Annotated in this window: 28 protein-coding genes and 1 pseudogene; 24 read left to right on the top strand and 5 right to left on the bottom strand. The window is 58.1% G+C overall.

Features of this window, described 5'->3' with window-relative positions:
• Window positions 1–5 precede the first annotated feature (5 nt).
• The 5 genes from ALC15_RS11145 (at window position 6) to ALC15_RS11135 (ending at window position 2835) form a co-directional block, all read left to right on the top strand.
• Window positions 6–215 carry a CCE_0567 family metalloprotein gene (locus tag ALC15_RS11145; RefSeq protein ID WP_050402963.1) on the top strand — a complete coding sequence of 70 codons (210 nt, stop codon included), beginning with the start codon at window positions 6–8 and terminating at the stop codon, window positions 213–215.
• A 3-nt stretch (window positions 216–218) separates the two neighbouring features.
• The gene (fdxB, locus tag ALC15_RS11140) at window positions 219–518 is read left to right on the top strand and encodes a ferredoxin III, nif-specific (protein ID WP_050627269.1); all 300 of its coding nucleotides are present in this window, start codon (window positions 219–221) and stop codon (window positions 516–518) included.
• A gap of 591 nt (window positions 519–1109) precedes the next feature.
• Complete coding sequence (locus ALC15_RS48165) at window positions 1110–1307, top strand: hypothetical protein (protein WP_488240842.1); 198 nt, start codon at window positions 1110–1112, stop codon at window positions 1305–1307.
• A 2-nt stretch (window positions 1308–1309) separates the two neighbouring features.
• The gene (locus ALC15_RS48160; protein ID WP_488240841.1) at window positions 1310–2230 is read left to right on the top strand and encodes a hypothetical protein; all 921 of its coding nucleotides are present in this window, start codon (window positions 1310–1312) and stop codon (window positions 2228–2230) included.
• 269 nt (window positions 2231–2499) lie between these two features.
• Window positions 2500–2835: a Rieske (2Fe-2S) protein gene (locus tag ALC15_RS11135; RefSeq protein ID WP_050402966.1), complete on the top strand. Its 336-nt coding sequence runs from the start codon at window positions 2500–2502 to the stop codon at window positions 2833–2835.
• A 9-nt stretch (window positions 2836–2844) separates the two neighbouring features.
• Here the strand turns inward: ALC15_RS11135 and ALC15_RS11130 are convergent, their stop codons facing one another.
• On the bottom strand, window positions 2845–3435 hold the full coding sequence (locus ALC15_RS11130; protein WP_050402967.1) for a hypothetical protein: 591 nt from the start codon (window positions 3433–3435) through the stop codon (window positions 2845–2847).
• Entirely contained in the window at window positions 3435–3698 is a 264-nt protein-coding gene (locus tag ALC15_RS43270) for a hypothetical protein (protein ID WP_143278325.1), read from the bottom strand. Before ALC15_RS43270 ends, ALC15_RS11130 begins: the two co-directional genes overlap by 1 nt.
• A gap of 13 nt (window positions 3699–3711) precedes the next feature.
• On the opposite strand from ALC15_RS43270, the gene ALC15_RS11125 reads away from it, so the two are divergent.
• The 7 genes from ALC15_RS11125 (at window position 3712) to ALC15_RS41815 (ending at window position 8743) form a co-directional block, all read left to right on the top strand.
• Window positions 3712–4032, top strand: a complete 321-nt coding sequence (locus tag ALC15_RS11125) for a HesB/IscA family protein (RefSeq protein ID WP_050402968.1) — start codon at window positions 3712–3714, stop codon at window positions 4030–4032.
• Between the two features lie 20 nt (window positions 4033–4052).
• Window positions 4053–4325, top strand: coding sequence for a hypothetical protein (locus tag ALC15_RS41130; RefSeq protein WP_063695527.1), 273 nt, complete (start codon window positions 4053–4055; stop codon window positions 4323–4325).
• On the top strand, window positions 4277–5527 hold the full coding sequence (gene nifS / locus ALC15_RS11120; protein WP_050402970.1) for a cysteine desulfurase NifS: 1251 nt from the start codon (window positions 4277–4279) through the stop codon (window positions 5525–5527). The genes ALC15_RS41130 and nifS overlap by 49 nt, the downstream gene beginning before the upstream one ends.
• The gene (gene nifT / locus ALC15_RS11115) at window positions 5524–5748 is read left to right on the top strand and encodes a putative nitrogen fixation protein NifT (RefSeq protein WP_050402971.1); all 225 of its coding nucleotides are present in this window, start codon (window positions 5524–5526) and stop codon (window positions 5746–5748) included. The genes nifS and nifT overlap by 4 nt, the downstream gene beginning before the upstream one ends.
• Window positions 5745–6608, top strand: a complete 864-nt coding sequence (locus ALC15_RS11110) for an SIR2 family NAD-dependent protein deacylase (RefSeq protein WP_050627268.1) — start codon at window positions 5745–5747, stop codon at window positions 6606–6608. The genes nifT and ALC15_RS11110 overlap by 4 nt, the downstream gene beginning before the upstream one ends.
• A gap of 341 nt (window positions 6609–6949) precedes the next feature.
• Window positions 6950–8509 carry a nitrogenase cofactor biosynthesis protein NifB gene (gene nifB / locus ALC15_RS11105; protein ID WP_162240486.1) on the top strand — a complete coding sequence of 520 codons (1560 nt, stop codon included), beginning with the start codon at window positions 6950–6952 and terminating at the stop codon, window positions 8507–8509.
• Window positions 8510–8518: 9 nt separating this feature from the next.
• A complete protein-coding gene (locus ALC15_RS41815) occupies window positions 8519–8743 on the top strand; it encodes a 4Fe-4S binding protein (protein WP_083992236.1) in 225 nt (74 codons plus the stop codon).
• Between the two features lie 916 nt (window positions 8744–9659).
• Here ALC15_RS41815 and ALC15_RS45445 read toward each other — a convergent pair.
• Window positions 9660–9812: a hypothetical protein gene (locus ALC15_RS45445; protein ID WP_210168586.1), complete on the bottom strand. Its 153-nt coding sequence runs from the start codon at window positions 9810–9812 to the stop codon at window positions 9660–9662.
• A gap of 283 nt (window positions 9813–10095) precedes the next feature.
• Between ALC15_RS45445 and ALC15_RS11095 the strand changes: the two genes are divergently transcribed.
• The 7 genes and pseudogenes from ALC15_RS11095 (at window position 10096) to ALC15_RS11060 (ending at window position 15109) form a co-directional block, all read left to right on the top strand.
• The gene (locus tag ALC15_RS11095) at window positions 10096–10416 is read left to right on the top strand and encodes a nitrogen fixation protein NifZ (protein WP_050627322.1); all 321 of its coding nucleotides are present in this window, start codon (window positions 10096–10098) and stop codon (window positions 10414–10416) included.
• On the top strand, window positions 10413–10652 hold the full coding sequence (locus ALC15_RS11090) for a nitrogen fixation protein NifZ (protein ID WP_050402976.1): 240 nt from the start codon (window positions 10413–10415) through the stop codon (window positions 10650–10652). The genes ALC15_RS11095 and ALC15_RS11090 overlap by 4 nt, the downstream gene beginning before the upstream one ends.
• Window positions 10653–10667: 15 nt before the next feature.
• Window positions 10668–11027: a DUF3024 domain-containing protein gene (locus ALC15_RS11085; RefSeq protein ID WP_050627266.1), complete on the top strand. Its 360-nt coding sequence runs from the start codon at window positions 10668–10670 to the stop codon at window positions 11025–11027.
• Between the two features lie 34 nt (window positions 11028–11061).
• Window positions 11062–11331, top strand: a complete 270-nt coding sequence (locus tag ALC15_RS11080; RefSeq protein ID WP_050403049.1) for a DUF6129 family protein — start codon at window positions 11062–11064, stop codon at window positions 11329–11331.
• Window positions 11328–12530 (top strand): DegT/DnrJ/EryC1/StrS family aminotransferase, encoded by a 1203-nt coding sequence (locus ALC15_RS11075; protein WP_050627265.1) that lies wholly within the window; start codon window positions 11328–11330, stop codon window positions 12528–12530. Before ALC15_RS11080 ends, ALC15_RS11075 begins: the two co-directional genes overlap by 4 nt.
• 572 nt (window positions 12531–13102) lie before the next feature.
• Window positions 13103–13563: pseudogene (locus ALC15_RS11065) on the top strand (Rieske (2Fe-2S) protein).
• A 1198-nt stretch (window positions 13564–14761) separates the two neighbouring features.
• The gene (locus tag ALC15_RS11060) at window positions 14762–15109 is read left to right on the top strand and encodes a (2Fe-2S) ferredoxin domain-containing protein (RefSeq protein WP_050402983.1); all 348 of its coding nucleotides are present in this window, start codon (window positions 14762–14764) and stop codon (window positions 15107–15109) included.
• Window positions 15110–15670: 561 nt separating this feature from the next.
• Here ALC15_RS11060 and ALC15_RS11055 read toward each other — a convergent pair.
• Complete coding sequence (locus ALC15_RS11055; RefSeq protein WP_050627264.1) at window positions 15671–16414, bottom strand: OmpW/AlkL family protein; 744 nt, start codon at window positions 16412–16414, stop codon at window positions 15671–15673.
• Between the two features lie 451 nt (window positions 16415–16865).
• Complete coding sequence (locus ALC15_RS11050) at window positions 16866–17279, bottom strand: ArsC/Spx/MgsR family protein (protein WP_050627263.1); 414 nt, start codon at window positions 17277–17279, stop codon at window positions 16866–16868.
• A gap of 561 nt (window positions 17280–17840) precedes the next feature.
• Here ALC15_RS11050 and nifH point away from each other — a divergent pair.
• From nifH to ALC15_RS47155, 5 genes are all read left to right on the top strand, one after another.
• The gene (gene nifH / locus ALC15_RS11045; protein WP_050403050.1) at window positions 17841–18725 is read left to right on the top strand and encodes a nitrogenase iron protein; all 885 of its coding nucleotides are present in this window, start codon (window positions 17841–17843) and stop codon (window positions 18723–18725) included.
• A 147-nt stretch (window positions 18726–18872) separates the two neighbouring features.
• Window positions 18873–19583: a nitrogen fixation protein NifQ gene (locus ALC15_RS11040; RefSeq protein ID WP_083992234.1), complete on the top strand. Its 711-nt coding sequence runs from the start codon at window positions 18873–18875 to the stop codon at window positions 19581–19583.
• 320 nt (window positions 19584–19903) lie between these two features.
• On the top strand, window positions 19904–21127 hold the full coding sequence (gene nifV / locus ALC15_RS11035) for a homocitrate synthase (RefSeq protein ID WP_094193816.1): 1224 nt from the start codon (window positions 19904–19906) through the stop codon (window positions 21125–21127).
• 493 nt (window positions 21128–21620) lie between these two features.
• The gene (nifW, locus tag ALC15_RS11030; RefSeq protein WP_050402987.1) at window positions 21621–21962 is read left to right on the top strand and encodes a nitrogenase stabilizing/protective protein NifW; all 342 of its coding nucleotides are present in this window, start codon (window positions 21621–21623) and stop codon (window positions 21960–21962) included.
• Between the two features lie 292 nt (window positions 21963–22254).
• Window positions 22255–22386: a hypothetical protein gene (locus ALC15_RS47155; RefSeq protein ID WP_283806263.1), complete on the top strand. Its 132-nt coding sequence runs from the start codon at window positions 22255–22257 to the stop codon at window positions 22384–22386.
• Window positions 22387–22804: the final 418 nt, after the last annotated feature.

The following is a 22804-nucleotide window of genomic DNA, read 5'->3' as shown; positions in this document are numbered from 1 at the left end:
CGCTCATGAGTGATCGTGAAGTATTGAAAGCAGAACTGAAGAAGCTGTCAGGAAAAGCGCTGCAAGCGAAAATGGATTTGCACGATCTGTCGGAGGAATTGCCTGTCAACTGGGGCTCGATCATGACAGTGGCGGAGAAGGCGTACGATGCCTATGCCGAACTCGAGCGCAAGAGCCATGATTTGAAGGCGCTGGAAAATAACCAAAGGGGCTGACTTATGTCATTTGCAGCGCGCGATGGCCGCGAGTGGATACCGGAATACTTGACGTCGATCGATGACAAGAAGTGCATCGGTTGTGGGCGCTGTTTCAAGGTGTGCGGTCGAGATGTTATGACTTTGAAGGGAATCAGCGAAGAGGGCGAGCTTGTCGATTTAGACGATGACGCGGACGATGAGATCGAAAAGAAGATCATGGTTCTAAATGATCAGGGCGCCTGCATCGGCTGCGGCGCCTGCGCAAGGGTGTGCCCGGCCAATTGCCAGGTCCACACCTCAGTCGGAGCTGAGGTCACATGAGCGAAGACCCCCTCGTCCAGCAGCAGAGGATAGTGCAATCACATGTGCTACCTGGGCGGGTGACGCGCTCGTGATCAGTGAGCTCGTATCTTTGATCAGGCCATCGTGCTCAAACCTCATCGGGGATTTTAGTACTGGTTGAGAGCAACAACGTCGAGCGGCACGTCGTTGACCGCCCGTCAGCGAGAAGGGACACGCGGTTCACCTATCCAGTGGAGCCTTAAGGCGGCCGAGTCGTTGTCTGTCTTCCGGTGGATGCCTTGCCGACTCCGTAGTGGGCCGGTGGCGCGGTAAGCTTGTGATCAGCTAGAGATTGTATATCCTCATTGCGGAGCTTGCGCGGCACGAGCCCGACTGCGTGCAATTCGCCGATAGGATAGCGATCCGGATGTATGGCAGAATCGTTGGCTCATCCAGCCCGTCCACAAGCGCTTATCAGGCTGATGATTCGAGCGAGGCGGGAGATGGCCCCCGTTTTGCGCAAACAGTTGCGCGCATGGAGCGAGGTGGGGCATCGTCGGGGGGGCAGCGGCGCCATACTCTCTGAGTTCCGATCCAACCATTGTCAAAATCGACGAACAAGAAGACTTCATGAATCTCGTGGAGATATACTTGCGTCGCGATATCAGGGACATCGCCGACAATCCACAAGAGTATTCAGAGTTTGTTTCGAGGAAAGCTGAGTGGGCTGCAACTGTTGCTGGAGCCCATGCCAACACTTACCACGACCCGAATAACCCCGGAAGTTCTTCAGCTGTCAGCTGGGTGACGAAAGTGTCGGCCTGCTAGCAGTGGGTGGCCCGGTCCGGATCAAGGGAGACCGGTTTCGAGAACAGTTCGGGCGTAACGATATCACGTCCGTAGTAGATCTACGCGTTACTCAGCCGTTTGTCGAAAACGCAGGCGATATCCTGCTCGAGCATCAATTGCGATTGGGCGGCGATCATCCATTGGTATTGTCGCGTCCTGCCCGACCGGGGATGGAGCCCCTTCTAGCTGAAACGGGTTTTGTTCACGTGGGTCGCAATCACTGGGTGCTCGACCCTCATCAGAAACCCGAAGTGTGGACGAAGAACGAGAACAGCGAGTGGCAGCGAGTAGGCAAGCCTGCAAAATATCTTTCCAAGGTCGAAGAAGCCCGCAGCGGTCATCGAGAGAGCATTGAGTCGGATCTGACGATGATCCTTCGTTTTATTTGGAGGGTGAACTTCGACGAATGGCTGTTGAAGACGATCCGGAATAATGGGAGTGCGGCGGAACTGATGGGTTTTCGCCCTGGCTCGCGTATGAGCAGGAGGCGTAGCTTGAAGGGAGCGCGCGCCACGTCGCGCTCCCTTGCCAGATGCCGGTTCGCGAGTTGGTTGGTGGAGTTGGCCGGCCTTGTGTCATACGTGCCGGGGGCCTGCTTCGCCGAGCCAGTAGTGCCTTGGTGCGCGGTTTGGGAGAGGGCCTGTTTTAATCCGGCTTTCGAGCGGCAATCTGAGGCAAATGCGGGAACCGATTGTGCTCACGATGTCAGTACTTCCGTTGAATCTGGTATCACTGAACGGATTGCGAAATTGGCGATCTTGAAAATCGTTCTGCGACGGCTAGCGCGAGGTGTGCCATCGGGTGTGCGACCAAACGGGCGTTCCAGCGTACGATCGAGCGTCTTGTCGGGCTCTCCAGCGCATGGACGAAATTATCGGTACAATAGAACATCAGTTCTATAGAGACGCGCGGCAGCGCCAATGCGCGTACGCTGGGAGGCGGAATGGACCGGTACACCAGGAGCAACGAGTTGCGCACGCGCTTGCGGTTCTGCTAGCCGGACAAGCTGTACGGTACCGCTAAGGCTGCGCGAACGCCGAGCAGCGCTCCGACGGTTTTTGCAGCACAAGGCACAGCAACACTGCAGAGCCCTTGCGATAGGCGAGCAACGAATGCAAGTAGATGCTATTTCGCGATTTGTGGTTTTAACGACATTCCGAGCCGCAAGGCCATGGGATTCCACCTTATGGTCCTCGATCACGACGGCAATCACCGGCCGTGGCCCATCGTTGTGGTACGCTGGGGTAGGAAGGTGCTTGGCTATCTCAATAGATGCCCTCACAATGGCGTTGCTTTGGACCGGGAACAAAACGAGTTCCTCGATCCAAGCGGCGTCCGGCTGATGTGCGGCAAACACGGATCCACCTTCGAGCTCGGAACCGGGCTGTGCGTCGATGGTCCGTGTAAGGGCAGAACGCTCACGCCAATCGCCTTGACAGTGCTGGATGGCGATATCTGTGTCGTCGGCATGCGTCTTGTCGAAGATGATGCGTCCCGGAACGAATGACGTCCGCGCTCAGACCGGCCGGTTCTCGTTGCGGTTTTTTACCGGCTCCATCCTCTCCAGCCCGTCTTCATAGGAGATCTCGTCGTAGGGTAGATCGAGAGCCTTTGCCGCATCGAGGAGGTAATCAAGCTTGCCGCCCGCATCCAGCTTCTTGAGGTCGTCCTTGTTGAGCCCGACCAGGTCCATCATCTCCTTCCAAACAGTGGATTCATCGCACGGCAGGACGTGGAAGGTAATGCCACCGAGCCTGATGTGGTACTTCGCCAGCAAATCGACGTTGTTACAGAACAAGAAATAACTGCCCTTTTGGCTTAACGCACCGTCAAGCACGGCCGCGACGTCAGCAAGGTAGGCCAAGGAGTGCAGGTAGCCGGCCAGCACCGGGATAGTACGTTCTCCGTCCTGCGCGATCGTCAGAACCTGTTCGATCGAATAGTCCGGCGGCCGCTTCTCGTCCGCGACTTGCGTCTGAAATTTTAGTGCTATGTCGCCGCGAAAGCCAAACCGGCCGGGCTTGGTCGTCCCGCCCTTGAGTACAGCATTGAGCAGGCGGCCCTCCTTCTCAAGTCGACCGAGTGCGGTGTTCTCGATTGCAGTCATTAAATTCGTCCTCGATTTGAGCTTTTCACCGGCGCGCTGGCCGATGCCAGATGCGATGCAAATTGCTTGCCGCCGCCTCTGTAACGACCTCCAGCCGTGCCGCGAAACAAAACGCCTGTGCGAGAGGCGATCGTCCCAGGCAGCGTTGTCACAAACTCGACACCGGCGTTGATGAAGCCGACAGATGCGACCAAAAAAGTAAGCGGGATCAAGCTTTGCACGCTGGCACATGACTTGCCATTGTCGGGCAGACCTAAGCTCATGAGAGGGTAAGCCATGATCAGCCTGACAGATAGCGCAGTGAGTGCCATCAAAGGCGCGATGGCATCATCAATGCACCCGACCGGTGGCTTGCGCATTTTGGTCGAAGCAGGCGGCTGCAATGGGTTCAAATACAAGATGGGCTTGGCCGAGGTGCCGACGCTTGGTGACACCGTGATCGAATGCGGGGGTCTGAAGGTATTTGTCGACAGCAAGAGCCATGAGCATCTGATCGGCACGACCATTGATTTCGTCCTGGCGCCGGATAGTCCCGGATTCATCTTTCAAAACCCGAACGCCGCCGCGAGCTGCTCCTGCGGCAAATCGTTCAGCTGATAAAGAGGAAACATCGCAGCATGCTGGCCGAACCGGAAGAAGTATGGCAATCGTCGGCTGCGAGAGCGCTTCGCATTCGCGACGCAATCGGACAGATGCGAGCGGATCTGCATGGCGACCGTCGGCTCATCCGGACCAATAGCCACAGGACCATCGCCAGTCTGAACGGCGCATCCGCGTTCTGTAAGCGTCCTAGACTGACGCTGGACCGCATTCAGACGAGGCTGATCGACAAAATATGCGAATGCGTTCGTCTCGTCCCGATTGCGGCTGTCGGCGAGGCCCTGGATTGAGTGGGACCCAAGTGCCGATTTACCTCGACAATAATGCAACGACCCGGACCGATCCATCCGTCGTGCAAGCTATGTTGCCGTTCTTCACCGAGCAATTCGGCAACGCTTCATCCACGCATGTCTTTGGCGGCGAGGTCGCAGTCGCCTTGAAGCAGGCCCGGGGTAGCTTACGGCGGTTGCTAGGCTGCGCATACGATCATGAGATCGTGTTCACCTCAGGAGGGACCGAGGCCAACAATGCCGCGATTCTCTCTGCGCTTGCGACCCAAGAGGGCCGCGACGAGATCGTCACCACAGCGGTCGAGCATTCTGCCATTCTTGCCGTGACGGAGCAATTGGGGGCAAGCGGAGTCAAGACGCATGTCGTATCGGTAGATTCCCGCGGCCGGCTCGATATCGAGGCGTTTCGCAGCGCTCTCGGGCCACGGACAGCGGTTGCTTCCGTTATGTGGGCCAATAACGAGACCGGCACGATATTTCCTGTAGAGTTCCTTGCAGGGTTGACCCATGAGGCGGGCGCGCTGTTTCACACCGATGCTGTCCAGGCCGTCGGCAAGATGCGCGTAGACCTTAAGCACAGTGCGATCGACATGCTGTCGCTATCCGCGCACAAACTGCACGGACCCAAAGGCATCGGCGCGCTATATCTGCGCAAGGGGACAAGTTTCCGACCCCTGATCTGGGGCGGATCACAGGAACGACGGCGCCGCGGCGGAACGGAGAATATTCCTGCAATCGTCGGCCTTGGAAAGGCTGCAGAGCTTGCGGCGGAGCGGCTCGAACCTGAGCGCGTTCGCATTGCTGCGTTGCGCGATCGCCTCGAGCAGGGAATACTGCACATTGGCGAGTGTATTGCGCTCGGCGATATCAGCAACCGGCTAGCGAACACGACCAATATTGCCTTCGACCATCTCGAAGGCGAAGCGATCGCCCACCATCTCAATCGGGCCGGCATTGCTGTGTCGCTCGGATCAGCCTGCAACGCGGGCTCAATGGAGCCATCGCATGTCTTGCGGGCCATGCGGGTGCCGGCGTGGAGCATGCACGGTGCGGTGCGCTTCTCGCTATCGCGAGAAACCTCATTCGCGGAGGTCGACGAGGTCGTGTGCGCCGTGTCTGACATCGTGGCTCGCCTGCGCGCCACTTCGCGGGAGTCGGCCCGCTTGGCCAGCCATGATTCACAGTCAAGGAGTTCAACGTGAAAATCATGATCCGCCGGTCTCCGGACGCGGGCCTGTCGATCTACGTACCAAAGAAAGACCTCGAAGAGTCGATCGTCGAGTCCGAATATGAGACCCTCTGGGGCGGGTGGATCAAAATAGCCAATGGGTGGGTACTCGATTTGCCCAAGATGGCGAGCGATACAAAATTACCGATCACAATCGACGCTAAAAAGCGGAGCGCGGACGGAGAGGGTCCGTGAAGGGGCCTCGGCGGATCGACTTTGTCGATGCAGCCGATGTCAAGACCATTCTCGCGGACGTCGCTGCCGGGTTAAGGGCTGCGCGCGTGGTGCCCTATCTCGGTCCTGGCCTCACCGGACTGTCCAGATCCGATGCGCCGGCCACGCCCGAGGCGCTGGCCGACTTCTTCGCCAGCAAGATTGCGCTGCCTCGGCGGACCAAAGGCAATGCGTGGGCGTCGGCGCAGCATATCGAGGTCAGCAAACATCGCTCTACGCTGACGACATTGATGGTGCAAGCCTTCGCTCGATCAGCGGAGCCGACGCCGTTACATCATCATTTCGCGTCCCTGTCGCCGCCCGTCATCGTCGATGCATGGTACGACGGCGCAATGCGCGCCGCGCTGGGCAAGCGCAAGGGATGGGGTGAAGTGCAGGGCATTACCCGTGCCGGCATTGGCGAGAATCGTTGGTATCGCTTCTATGATTCCTCTGGCCAAAAGGTCGAAAGTGCCGTGGCCGGCAGCTGGGCGACGGTGCTCTATAAGCCGCATGGCAGCGTGCACCCGGCCAACAACTTCCTGATCTCCGATTCTGACTATGTCGAGGCCTTGACCGAGATCGACATTCAGACGCCAATTCCGGACATCATCAAGGAATGGCGGAGCGGACGGACCTTTCTCTTCATCGGCTGTCGCTTTAACGACCAGCTGTTGCGCAGCTATGCGCGGCAGATTATCAAGCGCTCGGGTGGCCCCCACTATGCGATCGTCAATCCGGATACGCTGTCGCGCAACGAGCTCCGTTTTCTACTCGAACAAGGTCTGGCGCCGCTTGCGATTCGGCTCCCTTGCGCGGTTGAGATACTGCTCACCCGTTAGATGTGTGAAGCTCGATAGCCCAACTGGTATCGCCAGTTGTGAGATGGCGCGATGCACGAAACGCCCGTTCGGATGAAGCCGGGTGTGGCGCGCGCGTTGGCACCATCATTGATGCGTCAGCCCGCATAGTTCTGAGTGAGAATGAGACGTATCTGTCGCATTCTTAACAAGCGTATCATTGCCGCTCTTACATGTCTCAACGTCGGTCGGACCCGATAACGCTACGACATGCTGACCAAATATCGTCTTCTGCGCCGTGGCATGTGAGTTGCTACGCCTCATCTTGAGGCTCGCTCACGGATGGTCCTGGGAAGCCAATGTGCCCGCGGGGAAGATAGAGAATGAGTGCGATGGTGGGGAGCGGAGGGTACGCCAAAGCTGCGCCGGATAACGGCACGATGATGCAGTCTGCCGCCGAGCATAAGGGCTGTCGCACCGCAGCCAAGACCGCCCACGCAGGCTGCGGGTCACGGACAAGCCAAGGCGATCTGCCGAGCGAAATCTGGGAAAAGGTGAAGAAACATCCCTGCTACAGCGAAGAGGCGCATCATCATTACGCCCGCATGCATGTGGCGGTCGCGCCAGCCTGTAACATCCAGTGCAATTACTGCAATCGCAAATATGACTGCGCCAATGAATCTCGCCCGGGCGTGGTGAGCGAGAAGCTCACCCCTGAGCAGGCGGTGAGAAAAGTGCTCGTGGTCGCGACCGCCATTCCGCAGATGACCGTGCTCGGAATCGCTGGTCCCGGCGATGCTCTCGCCAATCCAGCAAAGACGTTCAAGACGTTCGAACTGGTCGCCAAGGCGGCGCCCGACATCAAGCTGTGTCTGTCGACGAACGGACTGGCTCTGCCGGACCATATTGACACGATCGTCAGGTCCAGAATCGACCACGTCACCATCACTATCAACGCGATCGATCCCGAAATCGGCGCCAAGATCTATCCCTGGATCTTCTTCAGCCATAAACGTTACACCGGCATCGATGCGGCGAGGATACTCACCGACCGTCAGCTGCAAGGACTGGAGATGCTTAGCGAACGGGGGATCCTGTGCAAGGTTAACTCGGTAATGATCCCCCACATCAACGATCAGCACCTGGTCGAGGTCAACAAGGCGGTGAAGGCGCGCGGTGCCTTCCTTCACAATATCATGCCGCTGATCTCCGCGCCTGAGCACGGCACGGTGTTTGGCCTAAACGGTCAACGCGGGCCGTCGGCGCAGGAATTGAAGACGCTGCAGGATGCTTGTGAAGGGAAGATGAACATGATGCGGCATTGTCGCCAGTGCCGCGCTGATGCTGTCGGACTGATCGGAGAGGATCGCAGCGCAGAGTTCAGTACGGATCAGATCATGAAAATGGGCGTCAAATATGACCTTGCTACGCGCAAGGCTTATCAAGACAGGGTGGAGGACGAGCGGGCCGTCAGCGTCGTGGCCCTCCAACAAGAGCTTACACAGTTCGCCGCCGAGACGAGCGCGATCAAGGTTCTGGTGGCGGTCGCAACCAAGGGCGCGGGACTCATCAACGAGCACTTTGGGCATGCAAAGGAATTCCAAGTATATGAACTTTCTACATCCGGCGCAAAGTTCATCGGTCACCGTCGCGTCGACGTCTACTGCCAGGACGGTTATGGCGAGGAGGACAGGCTTTCGACCATCATTCGTGGCATTCATGACTGCCATGCGGTGTTCGTGGCCAAGATCGGCGGCTGCCCAAAAAGCAACCTGATCAAGGCCGGGATCGAGCCGGTTGATCAATACGCGCATGAGTTCATCGAGAAGTCGACGATCGTCTGGTTCAGGTCCTATCTCGACAAGGTGAAGAGCGGCGATGTCCAGCACGAGGAGCGCGGCGACGCCGCGATCCGCCAGGGAGCTCTGATCTCCGCGGCGTAAGGGGGGTATATGCCATTCAAGATCATCGCCTCTCAGTGTACCAGCTGCTCAGCTTGCGAACCCTTATGCCCGAACGTTGCCATCTCGGAAAAGGGAGGAAGCTTTGTCATCGAAGCGACGAAATGCACCGAATGTATTGGCCATTTCGACGAGCCGCAATGCGTTGCGGCCTGTCCGGTCGACAATACCTGCGTGATCGACACGTCCTTACCCCGCTATCAGGCGCCAGCTTAGGATGCGAGCTTCCATGAACGGCATGCCAAGAGCTGGGGCTAAAAAATTTGCAAACTTCGTGTGGCGCGTTGTCAACACCGCAGGTCTCGACCTTCGTGCCTCCCCTCGCGAAGGCGGCTGCTCCGGATGTTCCTGCGATCGTGCTGCTGGTCGCCGGCAGCGGAGCGTTGGCAGGCATTTCATTTGGCGCGGCAGGCCAAAAGCGCCTCTCAGCTCCGAGCGTAGGCTTCTGGGCCGCGCCATTATCGTTTATGTGACTGACGAGGTCACGCTGATCGGCGCATGCGCGGCGGGATCAGTCTTACCGAGCCGCAACATCGCGGAATGCGCCGGGCGAACGAAGCTGCCGATGACCTTCGAGGCCGCAGCCAGGTCGCCATTTGCCGGTCAGGGAGCGCTGATCGCGCGCACTTCGTTCGGCGAAGTCCCGGGCCAAGGCCGGCGGATGGTTAACGCGACTGATGCTGCACTTGATCACGCCGATATCATCATGCCGCGGTTGCATCCCGCCGTGTTGATGGACCTGGCCGGCCTGCAGATATGGGCAGGCAATCGGAAAGAGGGGACGAGGCCGCGACCAAGCTGCTCGAACTCGAACCGGCTGACAAGATCGGTACCGAATCGCGCGCGGACGTCCTGGAGCGGAGGAGCCAATCCGAAGATCGACCATATTGGCAACGCCGCCCTGAGGCATCACTCCAATTACAGGGCCTGCGCTCGTCGGTCGCGCAAGAGGGGCTGCGACTGCCGGCGTTCGGCTATTTGCCCAAATGATTGGGCCGGCTACGTCTCCAGCACGTCTCCCGGCGGAATCCCGCGCTCAGCAATGGCGGCACTTGGCGCGCAGACGTTGAGGTCTGAGCGATCGTGTCCACGCAGGCTAATGCCGTCGTCTTATCGTCGATGCTTGATGGCCCTAGAAGCCTCGTCGCCTCAGCCGCAACATCGTTTCGTACGGGGAAATGATGCCGATGCTGTCCGACAAGGAACTGGCGACGTGCTCACGCGCCACTTTGGCCCGCAGCTCCGCAATCAATCGATCTGCGCTGAGGAAGTCCAGTTCCGTCACATCGTACCACGTCTCGCTGCCGTTGCGGGGCTACTTGGTGAAGCTACGGGCCAATACGCTAGAGCGCGGCTAGATATCGCAGAACGGCTGTCACTCGAGAGCACGAACTGCCCTAAAGCGACATCCTGGTCAGCACGTCGACACGAACTGGCGAACCGCATTGCGGTGAGTGAATCGGCTGAGTGCGGCGAGGGATGAGCACACAATTGTGGAGGGTGTCTCCTGGTCGGGCCGGCAGCAACACCATTGATGTCTACCAGCAACGATGCATGAGGAGCGCTACATGAGCGGTATTGTTCGCGACAGCGACGTCGTCGAGCTCGACGAGCCGCCTGTCTTCAGTTTTAGCCAAAAGGTACGAGCCAGTCGCACCATCCGGAACGATGGCACCTTTCGTGGCAAGGAGATCGGCGACATCTTGGTCAAGAAGGGAGAGGTCGGTTACGTCATCTCGATCGGGACATTCCTGCAGCAGTTCTACATATATGGTGTCGAGTTTCTGGAAAGCGGCTACCGCGTTGGCATGAAGCGCAAGGAACTCGTGCCCGTGGATGCCTGCGAGGAGATTGATGATCTTCCATTGCCGGTGGAGGCCGTGTCGTGAGTGAACCCGGCTTTCTGAAATATCGGCGGGGCCAGCGGGTTAAAACCACAGTCGATATCATCAACGACGGCTCTTTTCCCAATGCAGAGCCTGACGGCGTCTTGCTCGGCGCCGGAGTGGCCGGAGAGATCATCAGGGTTGCCATCCATACCGATGCGAACGTTCCGATCTATACTGTCGATTTTGGAGAACGGTTGCTCATCGGCTGTCTTGAAGAAGAAATCACAGGTCTTTGAAGGGAGGCTTTCGCGATGAATGCCGGGCTGATGAGGAAGGTCAAGACCGGGCTGGTGGCGCACCCCAACGAGCTTGATCGCAAGCGGATCGAGCGCAGCTTGAGCTCCCGTACGCGCTATATCTACGTCTCGCCGAAGGTGACACCGGTGAAAGGCGGCTACCTCGTCGAGAGCCCCTGTTGCTCGCGCAATATTGAAAGGGACGGCGCGCTAATCGACGTCGCGCTAATTCTTTTTGATCGCGTGAGCGGAATTTGGAAGGTGTTTTGCAAGAACCACGCCCAAGGAATCTGGGAATTTTATAGCCTGTATCACCGCCTGACTTCAGCGATCGACGAATTGAACGCGGATCCGGAGCGTCTGTTCTGGCAATGAGGGGCGGCTTTTGAGGGGGCACAGAGGAGCCACGATGACGCTCACTACGCAGGAATTGATTGAAATTGAGCAGCTGCTTGCGACCGACAGGGCCGAGGAGGGGCCGTTTGTCGAGCTGCGGCGCCGCTTTCCGCAGCTTGCTTGTGTGCGCTGTGACGCGTCGGATATGCCGGATCAGCCATTCCGGCAGTTTGTGCGTTTCGATCTCCATCTGATCGATGGATCGGATCACTGCGTGCAGATTACGGCCGACCCGGCACGGGCGACCGGTATCATATTGGCCAAAAGGAGCGCTGCGCAGTGAGCGGCACTGAGCTCGCAGAGCATCCGTGCGATAGCGCGCACAATGCGGAGAACAATGCATCCTTTATCCCGCTGTCGGGCCCGGATATTACCGTCGCTGAGCTCTCTGCAGTTGAAACCCTGCTGTGTTCGTCGCAGATCTCCAGCGGGCGGATCACTGAGGCGTTCGAGCAGGCTTTCGCGGTCTATCTGGGCCGCAAACATGCCGTTGCGGTTTCGAGTGGTACGATTGGGCTCCTGCTTGCACTCAAGGCGCTCGGGATCGGAGCAGGACATGAGGTCATCGCCTCGCCCTACGCATTTCGCGAAACAGCGCATGCCATCAGTCTCGCAGGCGCACGGGTGGTATTTGCCGACGTCGACTATTGGTCGGGAACATTGGTTCCAGCGAAGGTCGAAGAGAGCATTACGGCCCGCACGCGGGCGATTGTCGCCGGCAATCCCAACGGTCATCCTGCGCCATGGGCAGAACTGCGGACGGTCGCACAGCGCCACCGGCTGCTGCTGTTGGAGGATTCTACCGAGGCGATCGGGTCGAGCTACAAGGGGGAGCTCGTCGGCCGATTTGGCGACCTGGCCGTGTTCGACTTTGCCCAGCCGGTAGCCCTAAGCTGCGGTGAAGGCGCAATGGTGGTGACGGATGACATGGATATTGCGCTTGGGTTGCGCCGCCATCGCGCCCACCGCCTAGACGAGCGATTCTCAGTCGTCGTCGCGAGCACAGCACCTTACCAGGCTGGCATCAGCGATCTCACGGCTGCCTTGGGGCTGACGCAGCTGAAGCGTCTCAATGAAATCCTGGAGCGGCGTCGGCTCATCGAGCAGCTCTATAACGCGCATATCCAGTCATTTGAAGGCATCAAGCCGCCTTATGTCGGCCCCGATGTGACGGATGTGAACTGGATGCTTTATCTCGTTCAATTGGGGACACGCTTCTCGCGATCCGGTCGGGACGCCATCATCGATGATCTGCGCGCCGCGCAGATTCAGTCCGCTGCCTACAGCCAGCCGCTGCATCTGCAACGCCACTATTTTGACCTCGGCTATCGCCGTGGCGATTTCCTGGTTACCGAAAAGGTCGCCGATCGCGCTCTAGCGCTGCCGTTTCACACCCATCTCACGAACAAGCAGATCGCGTTTATCGTGGAGACCATGAAAGATGCCTCGATCAACGTGGGCGCGGGTGCGGCGATCTACTGAGATGATCTTTGTGCCCCAAATGAAAGGAGGATTGGTTGAGCACAATTATAGCTCTGGGCGTCCGCGAGATGAGAAATCGATCGGGCGCATGTCATGCGATGCCGCCGCGGGCGGATAGATATCCGCATAAATGCGAAACACGTCGCATGCCGCTGTATCATGTACTGTTCGGGAAGCTGCGGGAGAAATGCTCCAGCCTCGCGCTCGCAGAAAGCCTGCCCGATCGTCGCAAACTGTCGTGCTCACGCCGTGGTTTAAGGCCGACGCGCCAAGATGCTCGAACCCGAGTACGCCATCCTGGGCTTCGGCTCGGGTGTCTCGAGTTAGTCAAGCAGAGATTACTATGAGCATACAAGAAGTCATCATTCACCTCCGCTTCGCTCCGAATGGAAAGGTGATCCAGATCAGCGAGCGCCCGGCAAAGCTCACGCCGAACCAATGGTTTGAAGTTCTCACGTCCGCGCTAGCTCGGCATATCGACCGCTCGCACGTGGCCGCGGCATCTTCCGATTGAGCCGTACTACGGTCGAAGCCTTCAAGCGGGAAACTGCGAGGCCTGGATGAGCCAAGCGATGATTGGGAACCCAATGGGCGATCAGATCGAGGTTTTTACCGTCTGTCCGGCCGATGCCATCGAGCGGAATGGCGCCAGGGGCTTTAGCCTGTCGCGTATCGATGATAGCGGCGAAAGCCGGTTGTTTTCCATTATTGTGGTGCGCACTTCGGTGACGACTATTTTGGCTATGTGAACCGTTGTCCGCATGACGGCGTCTGCCTGAACATCGGCTCCGGCGAGTTTTTCTCGGCAGACCACACCTTTCTCAGATGCGGCCGGCATGGTGCAAGGTTCGAGATCGAGACCGGAGTGTGCATCGAGGGTCCCTGCAATGGACAAGCGCTTGAGCCGGTAGCGCTCGCCGTGATCGAAGGTGACGTTTGCCTATGCGGCGTCGAGCTGCTGGAGGAAGATCGGGCTTCCGAGCGCTTCGAGGACAGCGAAGAAACAATGGATATCACGATCCATCCGGATTGACGGCGTATCATTTGGCTGCTGTTCAAGTTGGCTGAGGGATTTTATCGGAGGACGAAATCGTCGCTCCTAAGCGTTGGTGCAGATGGGTATTATGCTCTCTTAGCTTGTCAGAGCAAAAGGCAGTCCAACGCCTTGCTGCCGGGCGCCAGCGAGCTCTGCCGTACCAACAAAAGGTGCTCTTACGTCAACTCGCCAAATGGATCTCGCAGGCGGGACCTGCTTCTTGCTGCCGGCCGATAGAACATGTTCAAGAAATGTCCTCGGCGGCTGGAAGTCCGCCGAGGACACCGTCTGGGCTGCGAGAATGGGGAGACCCAGACTGACAGGATCGTTTGGGAGGAACAATGACGATCCTGTGTCAGAAGCTAGGCCGTCAGCGACGGCTGACTTATTTTCTGGGCTGCAATTGCGATGCCAAACGCCACACTGCGACCTCTCAGCGAGTGCCGCCGCGATCTTTGGGAGCCGCCGGTTTACGGACGCATGCATGAATGAACACGCATTCGGTGCTCGGCATTGAGGCGGCAAGTGCGCCTTGACGCTATCGTGGAGGGCTGGGCGCGATTCAGGACCGCTGTGTTGCCGGTTTCGTGACGGCCGATCAACTCCAGGCAGCTTAACCTATAGCCTTGAACGCGGGTCTGCGTTCACTCTGACTGTCGGGGCGTTTGCGCCAGGCGCTATCCTGTTGAGGTAAACAATAGATTGCAAACAGCGGAGCGCACATCATGCGTGCGAACGGCTGAAGCAGAATGGTGGGCGTCAAACGCGAAGCCAACGATTGTCCTGTCCAAAACAGATGAGAAACGACATTGTCGGAACTCCAGCATCAACGACGAGGAGCGCCTCGGCAGAACAAGAGATAGTCATAAAAATGCGAGGATTCTGCATTTGGTGTGGAACTTGCTTTGCAGCAATCGGATGGCTGAGCAATGTAGGAGCGAAGAGATTGCGATGGTAGGAGAAGACGTTGAAACGAATCAGGAAAGCTGTGCCAGACGTGAGTGATCTGTGGGTGATCTTCAACGTTTACAATTAGTGTTGCGTTCGCTTATTTCGCCTGCGTCCGCAGGCACGCATCGAAATCAGTAGCATCAATCTATCGATGCGGTGTTCGACAGCAAGAGACCCTGTGAGGGCGATGCGGGCCCAGGCCATGTCTCTTTCGGATCGCTCGCATTGATCACAGGATAAGCGCATGGACTCAGAAACCGAATTCGAACTCCCCCAAATTTATAGGCATCATGTCTTTGCCTGCAACACGCAGCGTCCGCCCACCCATCCTCACGGCAGTTGCGGCGCCTCTGGCGCGCAAGCATTGTGGGATCGAATGGGCAAGGCGATCGAAGCGCAAGGCCTTAACGATATCGGTTTCACGATGGCTGGCTGCCTCGGCTATTGTAACTCCGGTCCCTTGATGGTCGTCTATCCTGACGGAATCTGGTACCGCGCGACTACGCCGGAAGACGTCGACGAAATCCTGGAATCCCATCTCAAGCGGGGTAAACGCGTCGACCGCCTCGTGATGGTGCTAAAGCGCAGCTAAACGCCTCTTCGCGCCGCTTGGCCGGGCAATCAAGCATGGACAGCTTCTCCCTCGATGAGCTGTTCCCTCGGTACGTCGGTCGGATCAGGCTGACCGGCGGGCCCTCAGGCGTCAGGACGTGCGAACAGCGCGTCAGGGAGCTTGTCGTTATGGCGCTCTTTGAGATGTTCGGTGAGACGGGCCCAGATTAGAGCTGCTTGTGCCCGGGCCCTGAACCTTGAGCGTCAACTCCCTTGTCAGACTATCATTCACGGCGCAGCGCGGCGCCTTGAATTTTCAGACCCGATCGGCAACTTGCATGGTCGCAACGCCTGACAAAGCAAGAACGTTATTCTTTCGATGGCTGTTCGATCAATCTGTTCGCGTCACTTAATACTGTCCCTACGCAGCACGCCGCAAGCGCAAGGTGCGCATGGCGCTCACGTTCTTCGCGAGACGACGCGTCTTTGACACGCCATCTCGCTCGCGGGATGAACTGCGGTGCGGTTGAAGGACGCGCTCGGTGGCTCGCCGCGTCCGGAGTCATCAACCTCGTCTTCTTCTCTGGATCCTGCTCTGACGTTAGAACTTGTAAGCGATGCCGCCGCTGATGAGCCATGGGTCGATATTGGCGCGCCCGGAGACGGGAATTGCATTGTTTACGGTCGCAGAATAGTCTGGCCGCAGCCACAGCTTCTTCACGTCGAAGTTGAGGCCCCAATGACGGTCAAGCATGTAATCGAAGCCAAATTGGACCGCCGCGCCGAACTGGTTGCTGATGTGCAGATCCGTCACGGTAAGGCCGGCGAGCGACGTATTGGCCGCCGACTGATTGAAGAATGCGGTGTAGTTGATGCCTGCGCCGATATATGGCTTGAGTGGACCGAAATCGTCGAAGTGATATTGCAGGGTCAACGTCGGTGGCAATAGCCACGCTTTGCCGATATCGAGTCCATTAAGCGTGCCAGTGCCGCTGATGTGATGGCGGGTCACGCCGAGAATGAGTTCGGCCGCGATGTTCTTTGTAAAGAAATAGGTGATGTCGAGCTCCGGTATGGCTTGATCGCTGATCAACAGACCGGAGTTGGGAGAAGACAGCGAGGGTACCCCGGAGACGTGGACTGAACTGCCTGCGGTATCGGGCAAAACGCCGAGCACTCGCAGGCGGATCATCCATGGATTAAACGGTTCGATCGGGGGTGCCATGTAATAAACCGGCGCCGGACCGAGATCTGCAGCCTGTGTCGAGATGCTGGCCAGCGAGATCGCGAGCGTGAGGAGCGACGTCGTCGTCAGAATTGTTCTTGTTCTCATCGAATTCTCCATTCCAAAAGTCGCGCGATAAGGCGCGCGAGATCTCTGTCACACATGACAAGCGGCGGAGGATTTGATGCGGATCAAAATAGTGGCGGGCTCACCGGAATTATGCGGGTGAGTTGCACAAGAAGCACGGCTATCGAAGCGTCGTTGTCTTTGCTTGATAGCTATTCGATTCATAGTCCGTGCTGATTCTAATCTCTTCAGGAGATTGTTTGTTGGCTTGATGCCCCCGATCCAATCCATGCCCGTTGGGCCATGCAAAATCAAAGTGGCAATGCAGCAACCCCGCACATTGCAGGGCCGGTAGAGGCAGCATTCACCCGAGGCGCAATATCGGCAGATCCGTATTACGGAATAGCCGGGTTGGCCTTCTCAGCGAGGGTCCGAGTTGGCGGTCACGAACCAAGCCGGAAGCAGAAAAATATGGTTCTTCGCATCAAAGCCGTCTGTCCTAGCCTCACGTTTGCGGACAGCGCGTCTCGTTTGCGTCATGCACACATCCCTCGAGATCATCTGGGGTCTTGCGGCCAAGCAGCGACAGCACGAGCTCATGATCGAATCCGGCGCATCGTGATCCATCGACGTCGATCAGAGGTCTGCGTATCAGGAGCGGATCGTCTAACATCAACGCCAGTGCGCGCTGGTCGTCAATTATGGCGGGATTGACTTCGCCTGATTTGATACGGGGGGCCGCTTGGTTGAACCAGGAGGCAACCGGGGTATTGCCGAAGAAGCGGCGCAGTTCTTCTGAAGTCCACGGCTCCATCAAAATATCCTTGGCTATGATGTCGTGACCGGCAGCGTTGAACGCTTGAATCTGACGCACATTGGTCGCGCAGCCGGGCTTTTGATAAAAAGTGATTGTCGCCATGTCATACCTATGTTGGCAGCGCTGAGGTGAACAATAGCCATGTCGCTGCTGCGTTCGACGCCCATTCGATGGTCTTGCCGATTATCTTCAATGCCAGTTGGCTAAGCCCCGCTGGCATCCGCTGTCCGGCCAGTCTGGATCGCAACCGACATTGTCGCACCGCTCAAGTCCCAGAGAGCCGGTTCACCAGAGGAGTAGCAAGTCCCATTCCATGGCTAAAGATATGGGACAGCCGATGCCAATGGGCCTCGCGTCAGCGGTTGCCGCTCTTGTTCGTTTTCTGACAGCCGCGCTGACAGATAGATTCCAAAACAGCCAGGCGCACTGGCGGGCAGGTGGCTTTTCAAATGTAATCAAAGACTTGGGCAGCGCTTGCGAGCATTGGCACGGCGGTTGCTAGTATCGGGCAGCAACACTGAGTGAGGGCTGAGTGCACGCCGACGCGTAAGACGAGCGATGTGCTCCTTCCCTTGAACCCGTGTGCCCCGTTTCTGAGAGAGAGAAACAAGCTCGCGCGTCAGAAGCGCGCAACTTTTGGCAAATCGGTTGATGGAGAGCAACATGTCTTCACTAAGGCAAATCGCGTTCTACGGAAAAGGTGGCATCGGCAAGTCGACGACGTCCCAGAACACGTTGGCGGCGCTGGCCGAGATGGGCCAGAAAATCCTGATTGTCGGGTGCGATCCTAAGGCGGACTCGACCCGCTTGATCTTGCACGCCAAGGCGCAGGACACGATTCTGAGCTTGGCGGCGAGCGCCGGCAGCGTGGAGGATCTTGAACTCGAGGACGTAATGAAGGTCGGCTACAAGGACATCCGTTGCGTGGAGTCCGGTGGTCCTGAGCCGGGCGTCGGCTGCGCCGGTCGTGGCGTCATCACTTCGATCAACTTCCTCGAGGAGAACGGCGCCTATGAGAACATTGATTACGTATCCTATGACGTGCTCGGCGACGTCGTTTGCGGAGGCTTTGCGATGCCAATCCGTGAAAACAAGGCGCAGGAGATCTACATCGTGATGTCCGGTGAAATGATGGCCATGTATGCCGCCAACAACATTTCGAAGGGTATCCTGAAATATGCCAACTCGGGCGGTGTGCGGCTGGGCGGCCTGGTCTGCAATGAACGACAGACGGACAAGGAGTTGGAACTGGCGGAGGCGCTGGCCAAGAAGCTAGGCACTCAGCTGATCTACTTCGTGCCGCGCGACAATGTGGTGCAGCATGCCGAACTCCGCCGCATGACGGTGCTCGAGTATGCGCCGGATTCGAAGCAGGCCGATCACTATCGCAATCTCGCTACCAAGGTTCACAACAATGGCGGCAAGGGTATCATTCCGACACCGATCTCCATGGACGAGCTTGAAGACATGCTGATGGAGCATGGCATTATGAAGCCGGTCGACGAATCCATCATCGGCAAAACTGCCGCCGAACTCGCTGCCTCGTAAAGGCCGTGAGTCGCGGCCTTGTGAAGGCGCGCGACGGATGCCGGCCTCCTCACCCCCCATCCGGGGAGGCCGGCATTCTGATCAGCGCTCCCGGCCGGACCAGGACGCGGCGAGGCAAACCTGGCCGCTACAGTGACCCACAAAATCATGTCCGAAGTGCACTTCCTTCCGTCTATGGCTGCTTGTGAGCCTGATGCGAGCAGTTCCAACGGAATTGTAGCCTACCGCCTCCTCACCGGCGTACTTCCTGCGGATGCCGACATTGCCAGTGACAGTCATTTCGACCGCCATGCTTTGGCATCTATTCTGGCGGCTGCCACGATGGATGGTGGCGCTCTTCCGGCGAAGACTGGCCTATCGGGCGATGAACTCGCGGCTTTGCTCGCGCAGTACTTTCCCTCACTTGAGGTCGAACTTCGCGATGACCTCCTGAGGTACAAATGCAACGAGAACGACGAAATCGCAATGGTGCGCGATCTTCTCCTGAAGCACCGCTCGACGCAAGGAGATCTCGGTCGCTGGCTGGCTGCCATGATCGCTCGACGGGCCATCGAACCAGACCATTTATGGGAAGATCTCGGATTGCGCAATCGTGGCGAGCTCTCTCGGCTGCTCAGCCGTCACTACGCGCCGCTCGCCGCGCGCAATGTCAACAATATGCGTTGGAAGCGCTTCTTCTATCGCATGCTTTGCGAGGATGAAGGCCTCGCGATGTGCACAACACCGGTGTGCACGCAATGTAACGACTTCAACCTTTGTTTCGGCGAAGAAAGCGGTGAGAGCCGGATGGCCGAGCGCCGGCGCGACCAGTTGCTGGAGGCGGCTCGCCAGCAGGTCACCGCTGATTGGCCCATCTGACTTGCCACAAATGTTCTCGTGCGTTGCAGCGCGACAACGCTTCCAGGATATGGCGATCCCCGTGGCATGTCATCGTGCAGATAAACGCCGCTTTAATGCGAGCAAGTGACCATGGATCTAAGACATGCCGGCCTGAATTGCTCCGGGACCAATCGCCAACATCGCGGCGCGCTGCAATCGCCTTGGCTTTCGAACTCGACTTGGGAATGGCAAAAGCGCCCGTTTCATGAGTCCGTCGCGCTTGCGGCAATCCATTGGCGGGAGGAGGTTAAGGAAGGAAGCGTAGATTTTCAATCCGTTGGCAGGGATAGCGCAGTGGCATGCGGATTGCTGAAGGGGATGTGGTCAAAGATAAGGAGCCAGCCTGCGTGATCGCCTCTAGCGAAGAACCTTCATGGTTCGATCAAGAACGCGCGAAGCCGATCGTGCTTAACGATACGACGCTAAGGGACGGGGAGCAGGCGCCCGGTGTTGCGTTCACCACCAAGGAAAAGCTGGCGATCGCGCGGGCGCTTGCGCGGGCCGGGGTCACGGAGATCGAGGCGGGAACGCCTGCGATGGGCAATGAGGAAATCACAGCAATCCGCGCCATTGTCGAAGCAGATCTTCCGCTGACGACGATAGGCTGGTGCCGGATGAGGAAAGCGGACGTCGATGCGGCGATTGAAGCCCGGGTGTCCATGGTCAACATGTCGATCCCGACTTCCGATGTGCAGATCGCGGCCAAGCTCGGTGGTCATCGCAGCCTGGCACTGGAACAGGTGAGGCAATTGGTCGGCTATGCTCGTGAGAAGGGGCTTCAAGTTTCTGTTGGCGGCGAGGACGCTTCGCGCGCCAACGTCGAGTTTCTGATCCGGCTGATTGCAGTCGCAAAAGCCGCGGGCGCGTGTCGTTTTCGTGTTGCAGATACGCTCAGTGTGCTCGATCCCGACGCAACCTACGCGCTGGTCAGGAAACTGCGTCAGACTACCGATTTGGAACTCGAATTTCACGGCCACGACGATCTCGGACTCGCAACCGCCAATACACTCTCAGCCATCAAAGCTGGCGCGAGCCACGCTTCGGTGACCGTCATCGGGTTAGGCGAGCGGGCCGGAAATGCGCCGCTCGAGGAAGTCGCGGTCGCACTCAAGCAGCTCTACGGGCGCGAGACCGGCATCATACTTCCGGAGCTCGAGAACGTCGCCGCACTGGTGGCTGCGGCGGCCGCGCGTGCCATTCCTCTGGATAAGGCCATCGTTGGAGAGTACGTATTTACGCACGAATCCGGCATTCATGTCGATGGCCTTTTGAAGGATCAGCGCACCTATCAGTCGCTTGATCCGGCTTTGCTTGGCCGCCGCAACCGCTTTGTGATCGGCAAGCATTCCGGACTTGCGGCGATTACGGCGTTGCTCGATGAACTCAAGCTGGCCGCCAGCGCCGATCAAGCCAGACAGATCCTGTCGCAAGTTCGCAAGCATGCGATCGAGCACAAGCTGCCAGTTGAGCGCAAAACGGTGGCGGCGATCTGGCGCGACGTGTGCGGATGCCCAGCCACCTAAAGCGAGTGAAGAGCCGTGCTTAGCAACGTTTGCGCCGACTATTCGAGAGACCAAGTGTGTCGCAAGGAGGCTATCCGATGCCACTGACTGGCGCGAAAATGCCCCACCTCCTCAGGCCGGTTCGCCGGCCGCAAATCTCCGCTCCATCTATTGCGGACCACTCCAGCATACATGCTGTGATCTGCAATCCAGCAGCGAACGGTCCGCGGACCGCCAAGCGACGTCTTCTCTTGAGGCTGCCGTTCCGCCCGACCACCGGTCGGACGAGCATCGGCACCGATTGCGGTTTGGCCGTTCATGTCCCTTCCTCATCCGGGCTGAGGTCGGGGCCCGCCGAACCTGCAGATCTGGAGAGCGAAGTTGAGCGCATCGGCGTTCCAGGGGCGGGCGTGGCGATGCGCACCTGCCGTGCGAGGTAGAACCGCGGCAATATCATCAGGCGCTAAGAGTATGTTGTTTGGCGTCCGAGAGCTGATCCAAAGGAGACCTTTCGATGATCAACTCATCCCCGGCGGCCCCTATCCTGGACCGGCTTAGCAACGCCTCGTCGGCAGAGGAGTTCTTTTCGTTGCTTGGCGTCGATTATGATCCGAAGATTGTAAATGTCGCGCGCCTACACATCCTAAAGCGCATGGGACAATATTTCGCCAAAGAGCAATTTTCTGGCGCCACAGAGCCGGAAATCAGAGCTCGGTGCAAAGCGATGTTGGAGCAGGCTTATGCTGATTTCGTGGCATCGCCGCCGATTGATCAGCGAGTATTCAAGGTTTTGAAGGATGCGGTTGCAGGCCCAGGCAAACCGACAGCTTTTGTTCCGTTGAGCGAGCTGAAGTGACTTCGCGTTCCGCCGTAATGAGGTGTTCTCTAGCGAATGCCGTGCGGTCTGAACGCTCCTTCATCCGGATCATCTCTCCGCCAGCGATGACCCGAGCGACGCTGTCGCATTCCCGACCCATGTCCGGACTGATCGCGTCCAATGCGCTGAGCGAGCATTTAAGTTTCTGTCAAATCATTGCTTCCGGCTGACTTTCGATGGTTCTTGTAAGTGGTACGACACTTGCTGTTGTCGTGCCTATCGTCATCGATGCTGACAGATGGCGGTCGTCCGAGACGAAAAAGGAACACCTATGACGCTGCTTCTACCGCCTGCCGAGCAATGCGGCGTGATCTCACGGCTCACGCTCGCGCCCGGTCCGTTCGATATCGCCTTTGATGCGAACGAGGCCGACAGCGACCGTGAGATGGTGGTCAGTGGCTAAGTCGTCCGTTGCGCAACATCTGGAGAGGGCATGTACATAGTCGTCAGCGTCGAGCGAGTCCGCGGATGCGCGCAAAGTGGCATTCGTCGCAATGCGGATAGCAACATGCGTCCGGCGGAGGCGCCAAGCTCGGCCGATGCAAGGTGCCGGGGCTGGAGGCTGAACACGCAGTGCTTGACAGGTGCGCAGCTCCGATCGCTTTGGTGGGCGCACCCGATGCAGAGCGCTGGGCCGAAAGCGAGGCGCCGATACTGCAGAGCAGGCGGACGCAACAACTTTTCCGGGCACAGCTGCCGTAGCGGCGTCGTCGGCACCGTGGCGCTTGTCGAACCGAGCGCGCGAGGCACTACCGTCGAGGACATATCTGGCTCTGGCCCGCCCGAAGCGTCTACGTCGATGACGAGTGTTACTGCCTGGT

The sequence above is a fragment of the Bradyrhizobium viridifuturi genome, assembly GCF_001238275.1.
Lineage (GTDB): Bacteria > Pseudomonadota > Alphaproteobacteria > Rhizobiales > Xanthobacteraceae > Bradyrhizobium > Bradyrhizobium viridifuturi.
The sequence above is the reverse complement of the archived record's forward strand: the minus strand, read 5'-3'. Positions and strand labels throughout refer to the sequence as shown.

Coding starts and splice junctions, on each gene's coding strand:
- ALC15_RS11145 (WP_050402963.1), top strand. CDS start 6: ATGAGTGATCGTGAAGTATTGAAAGCAGAACTGAAGAAGCTGTCAGGA.
- fdxB (WP_050627269.1), top strand. CDS start 219: ATGTCATTTGCAGCGCGCGATGGCCGCGAGTGGATACCGGAATACTTG.
- ALC15_RS48165 (WP_488240842.1), top strand. CDS start 1,110: ATGAATCTCGTGGAGATATACTTGCGTCGCGATATCAGGGACATCGCC.
- ALC15_RS11135 (WP_050402966.1), top strand. CDS start 2,500: ATGGGATTCCACCTTATGGTCCTCGATCACGACGGCAATCACCGGCCG.
- ALC15_RS11130 (WP_050402967.1), bottom strand. CDS start 3,435: ATGACTGCAATCGAGAACACCGCACTCGGTCGACTTGAGAAGGAGGGC.
- ALC15_RS43270 (WP_143278325.1), bottom strand. CDS start 3,698: ATGAGCTTAGGTCTGCCCGACAATGGCAAGTCATGTGCCAGCGTGCAA.
- ALC15_RS11125 (WP_050402968.1), top strand. CDS start 3,712: ATGATCAGCCTGACAGATAGCGCAGTGAGTGCCATCAAAGGCGCGATG.
- ALC15_RS41130 (WP_063695527.1), top strand. CDS start 4,053: ATGCTGGCCGAACCGGAAGAAGTATGGCAATCGTCGGCTGCGAGAGCG.
- nifS (WP_050402970.1), top strand. CDS start 4,277: ATGCGTTCGTCTCGTCCCGATTGCGGCTGTCGGCGAGGCCCTGGATTG.
- nifB (WP_162240486.1), top strand. CDS start 6,950: ATGAGTGCGATGGTGGGGAGCGGAGGGTACGCCAAAGCTGCGCCGGAT.
- ALC15_RS41815 (WP_083992236.1), top strand. CDS start 8,519: ATGCCATTCAAGATCATCGCCTCTCAGTGTACCAGCTGCTCAGCTTGC.
- ALC15_RS11095 (WP_050627322.1), top strand. CDS start 10,096: ATGAGCGGTATTGTTCGCGACAGCGACGTCGTCGAGCTCGACGAGCCG.
- ALC15_RS11085 (WP_050627266.1), top strand. CDS start 10,668: ATGAATGCCGGGCTGATGAGGAAGGTCAAGACCGGGCTGGTGGCGCAC.
- ALC15_RS11080 (WP_050403049.1), top strand. CDS start 11,062: ATGACGCTCACTACGCAGGAATTGATTGAAATTGAGCAGCTGCTTGCG.
- ALC15_RS11060 (WP_050402983.1), top strand. CDS start 14,762: ATGGACTCAGAAACCGAATTCGAACTCCCCCAAATTTATAGGCATCAT.
- ALC15_RS11055 (WP_050627264.1), bottom strand. CDS start 16,414: ATGGAGAATTCGATGAGAACAAGAACAATTCTGACGACGACGTCGCTC.
- ALC15_RS11050 (WP_050627263.1), bottom strand. CDS start 17,279: ATGGCGACAATCACTTTTTATCAAAAGCCCGGCTGCGCGACCAATGTG.
- nifH (WP_050403050.1), top strand. CDS start 17,841: ATGTCTTCACTAAGGCAAATCGCGTTCTACGGAAAAGGTGGCATCGGC.
- ALC15_RS11040 (WP_083992234.1), top strand. CDS start 18,873: ATGTCCGAAGTGCACTTCCTTCCGTCTATGGCTGCTTGTGAGCCTGAT.
- nifV (WP_094193816.1), top strand. CDS start 19,904: ATGCGGATTGCTGAAGGGGATGTGGTCAAAGATAAGGAGCCAGCCTGC.
- nifW (WP_050402987.1), top strand. CDS start 21,621: ATGATCAACTCATCCCCGGCGGCCCCTATCCTGGACCGGCTTAGCAAC.
- ALC15_RS47155 (WP_283806263.1), top strand. CDS start 22,255: ATGACGCTGCTTCTACCGCCTGCCGAGCAATGCGGCGTGATCTCACGG.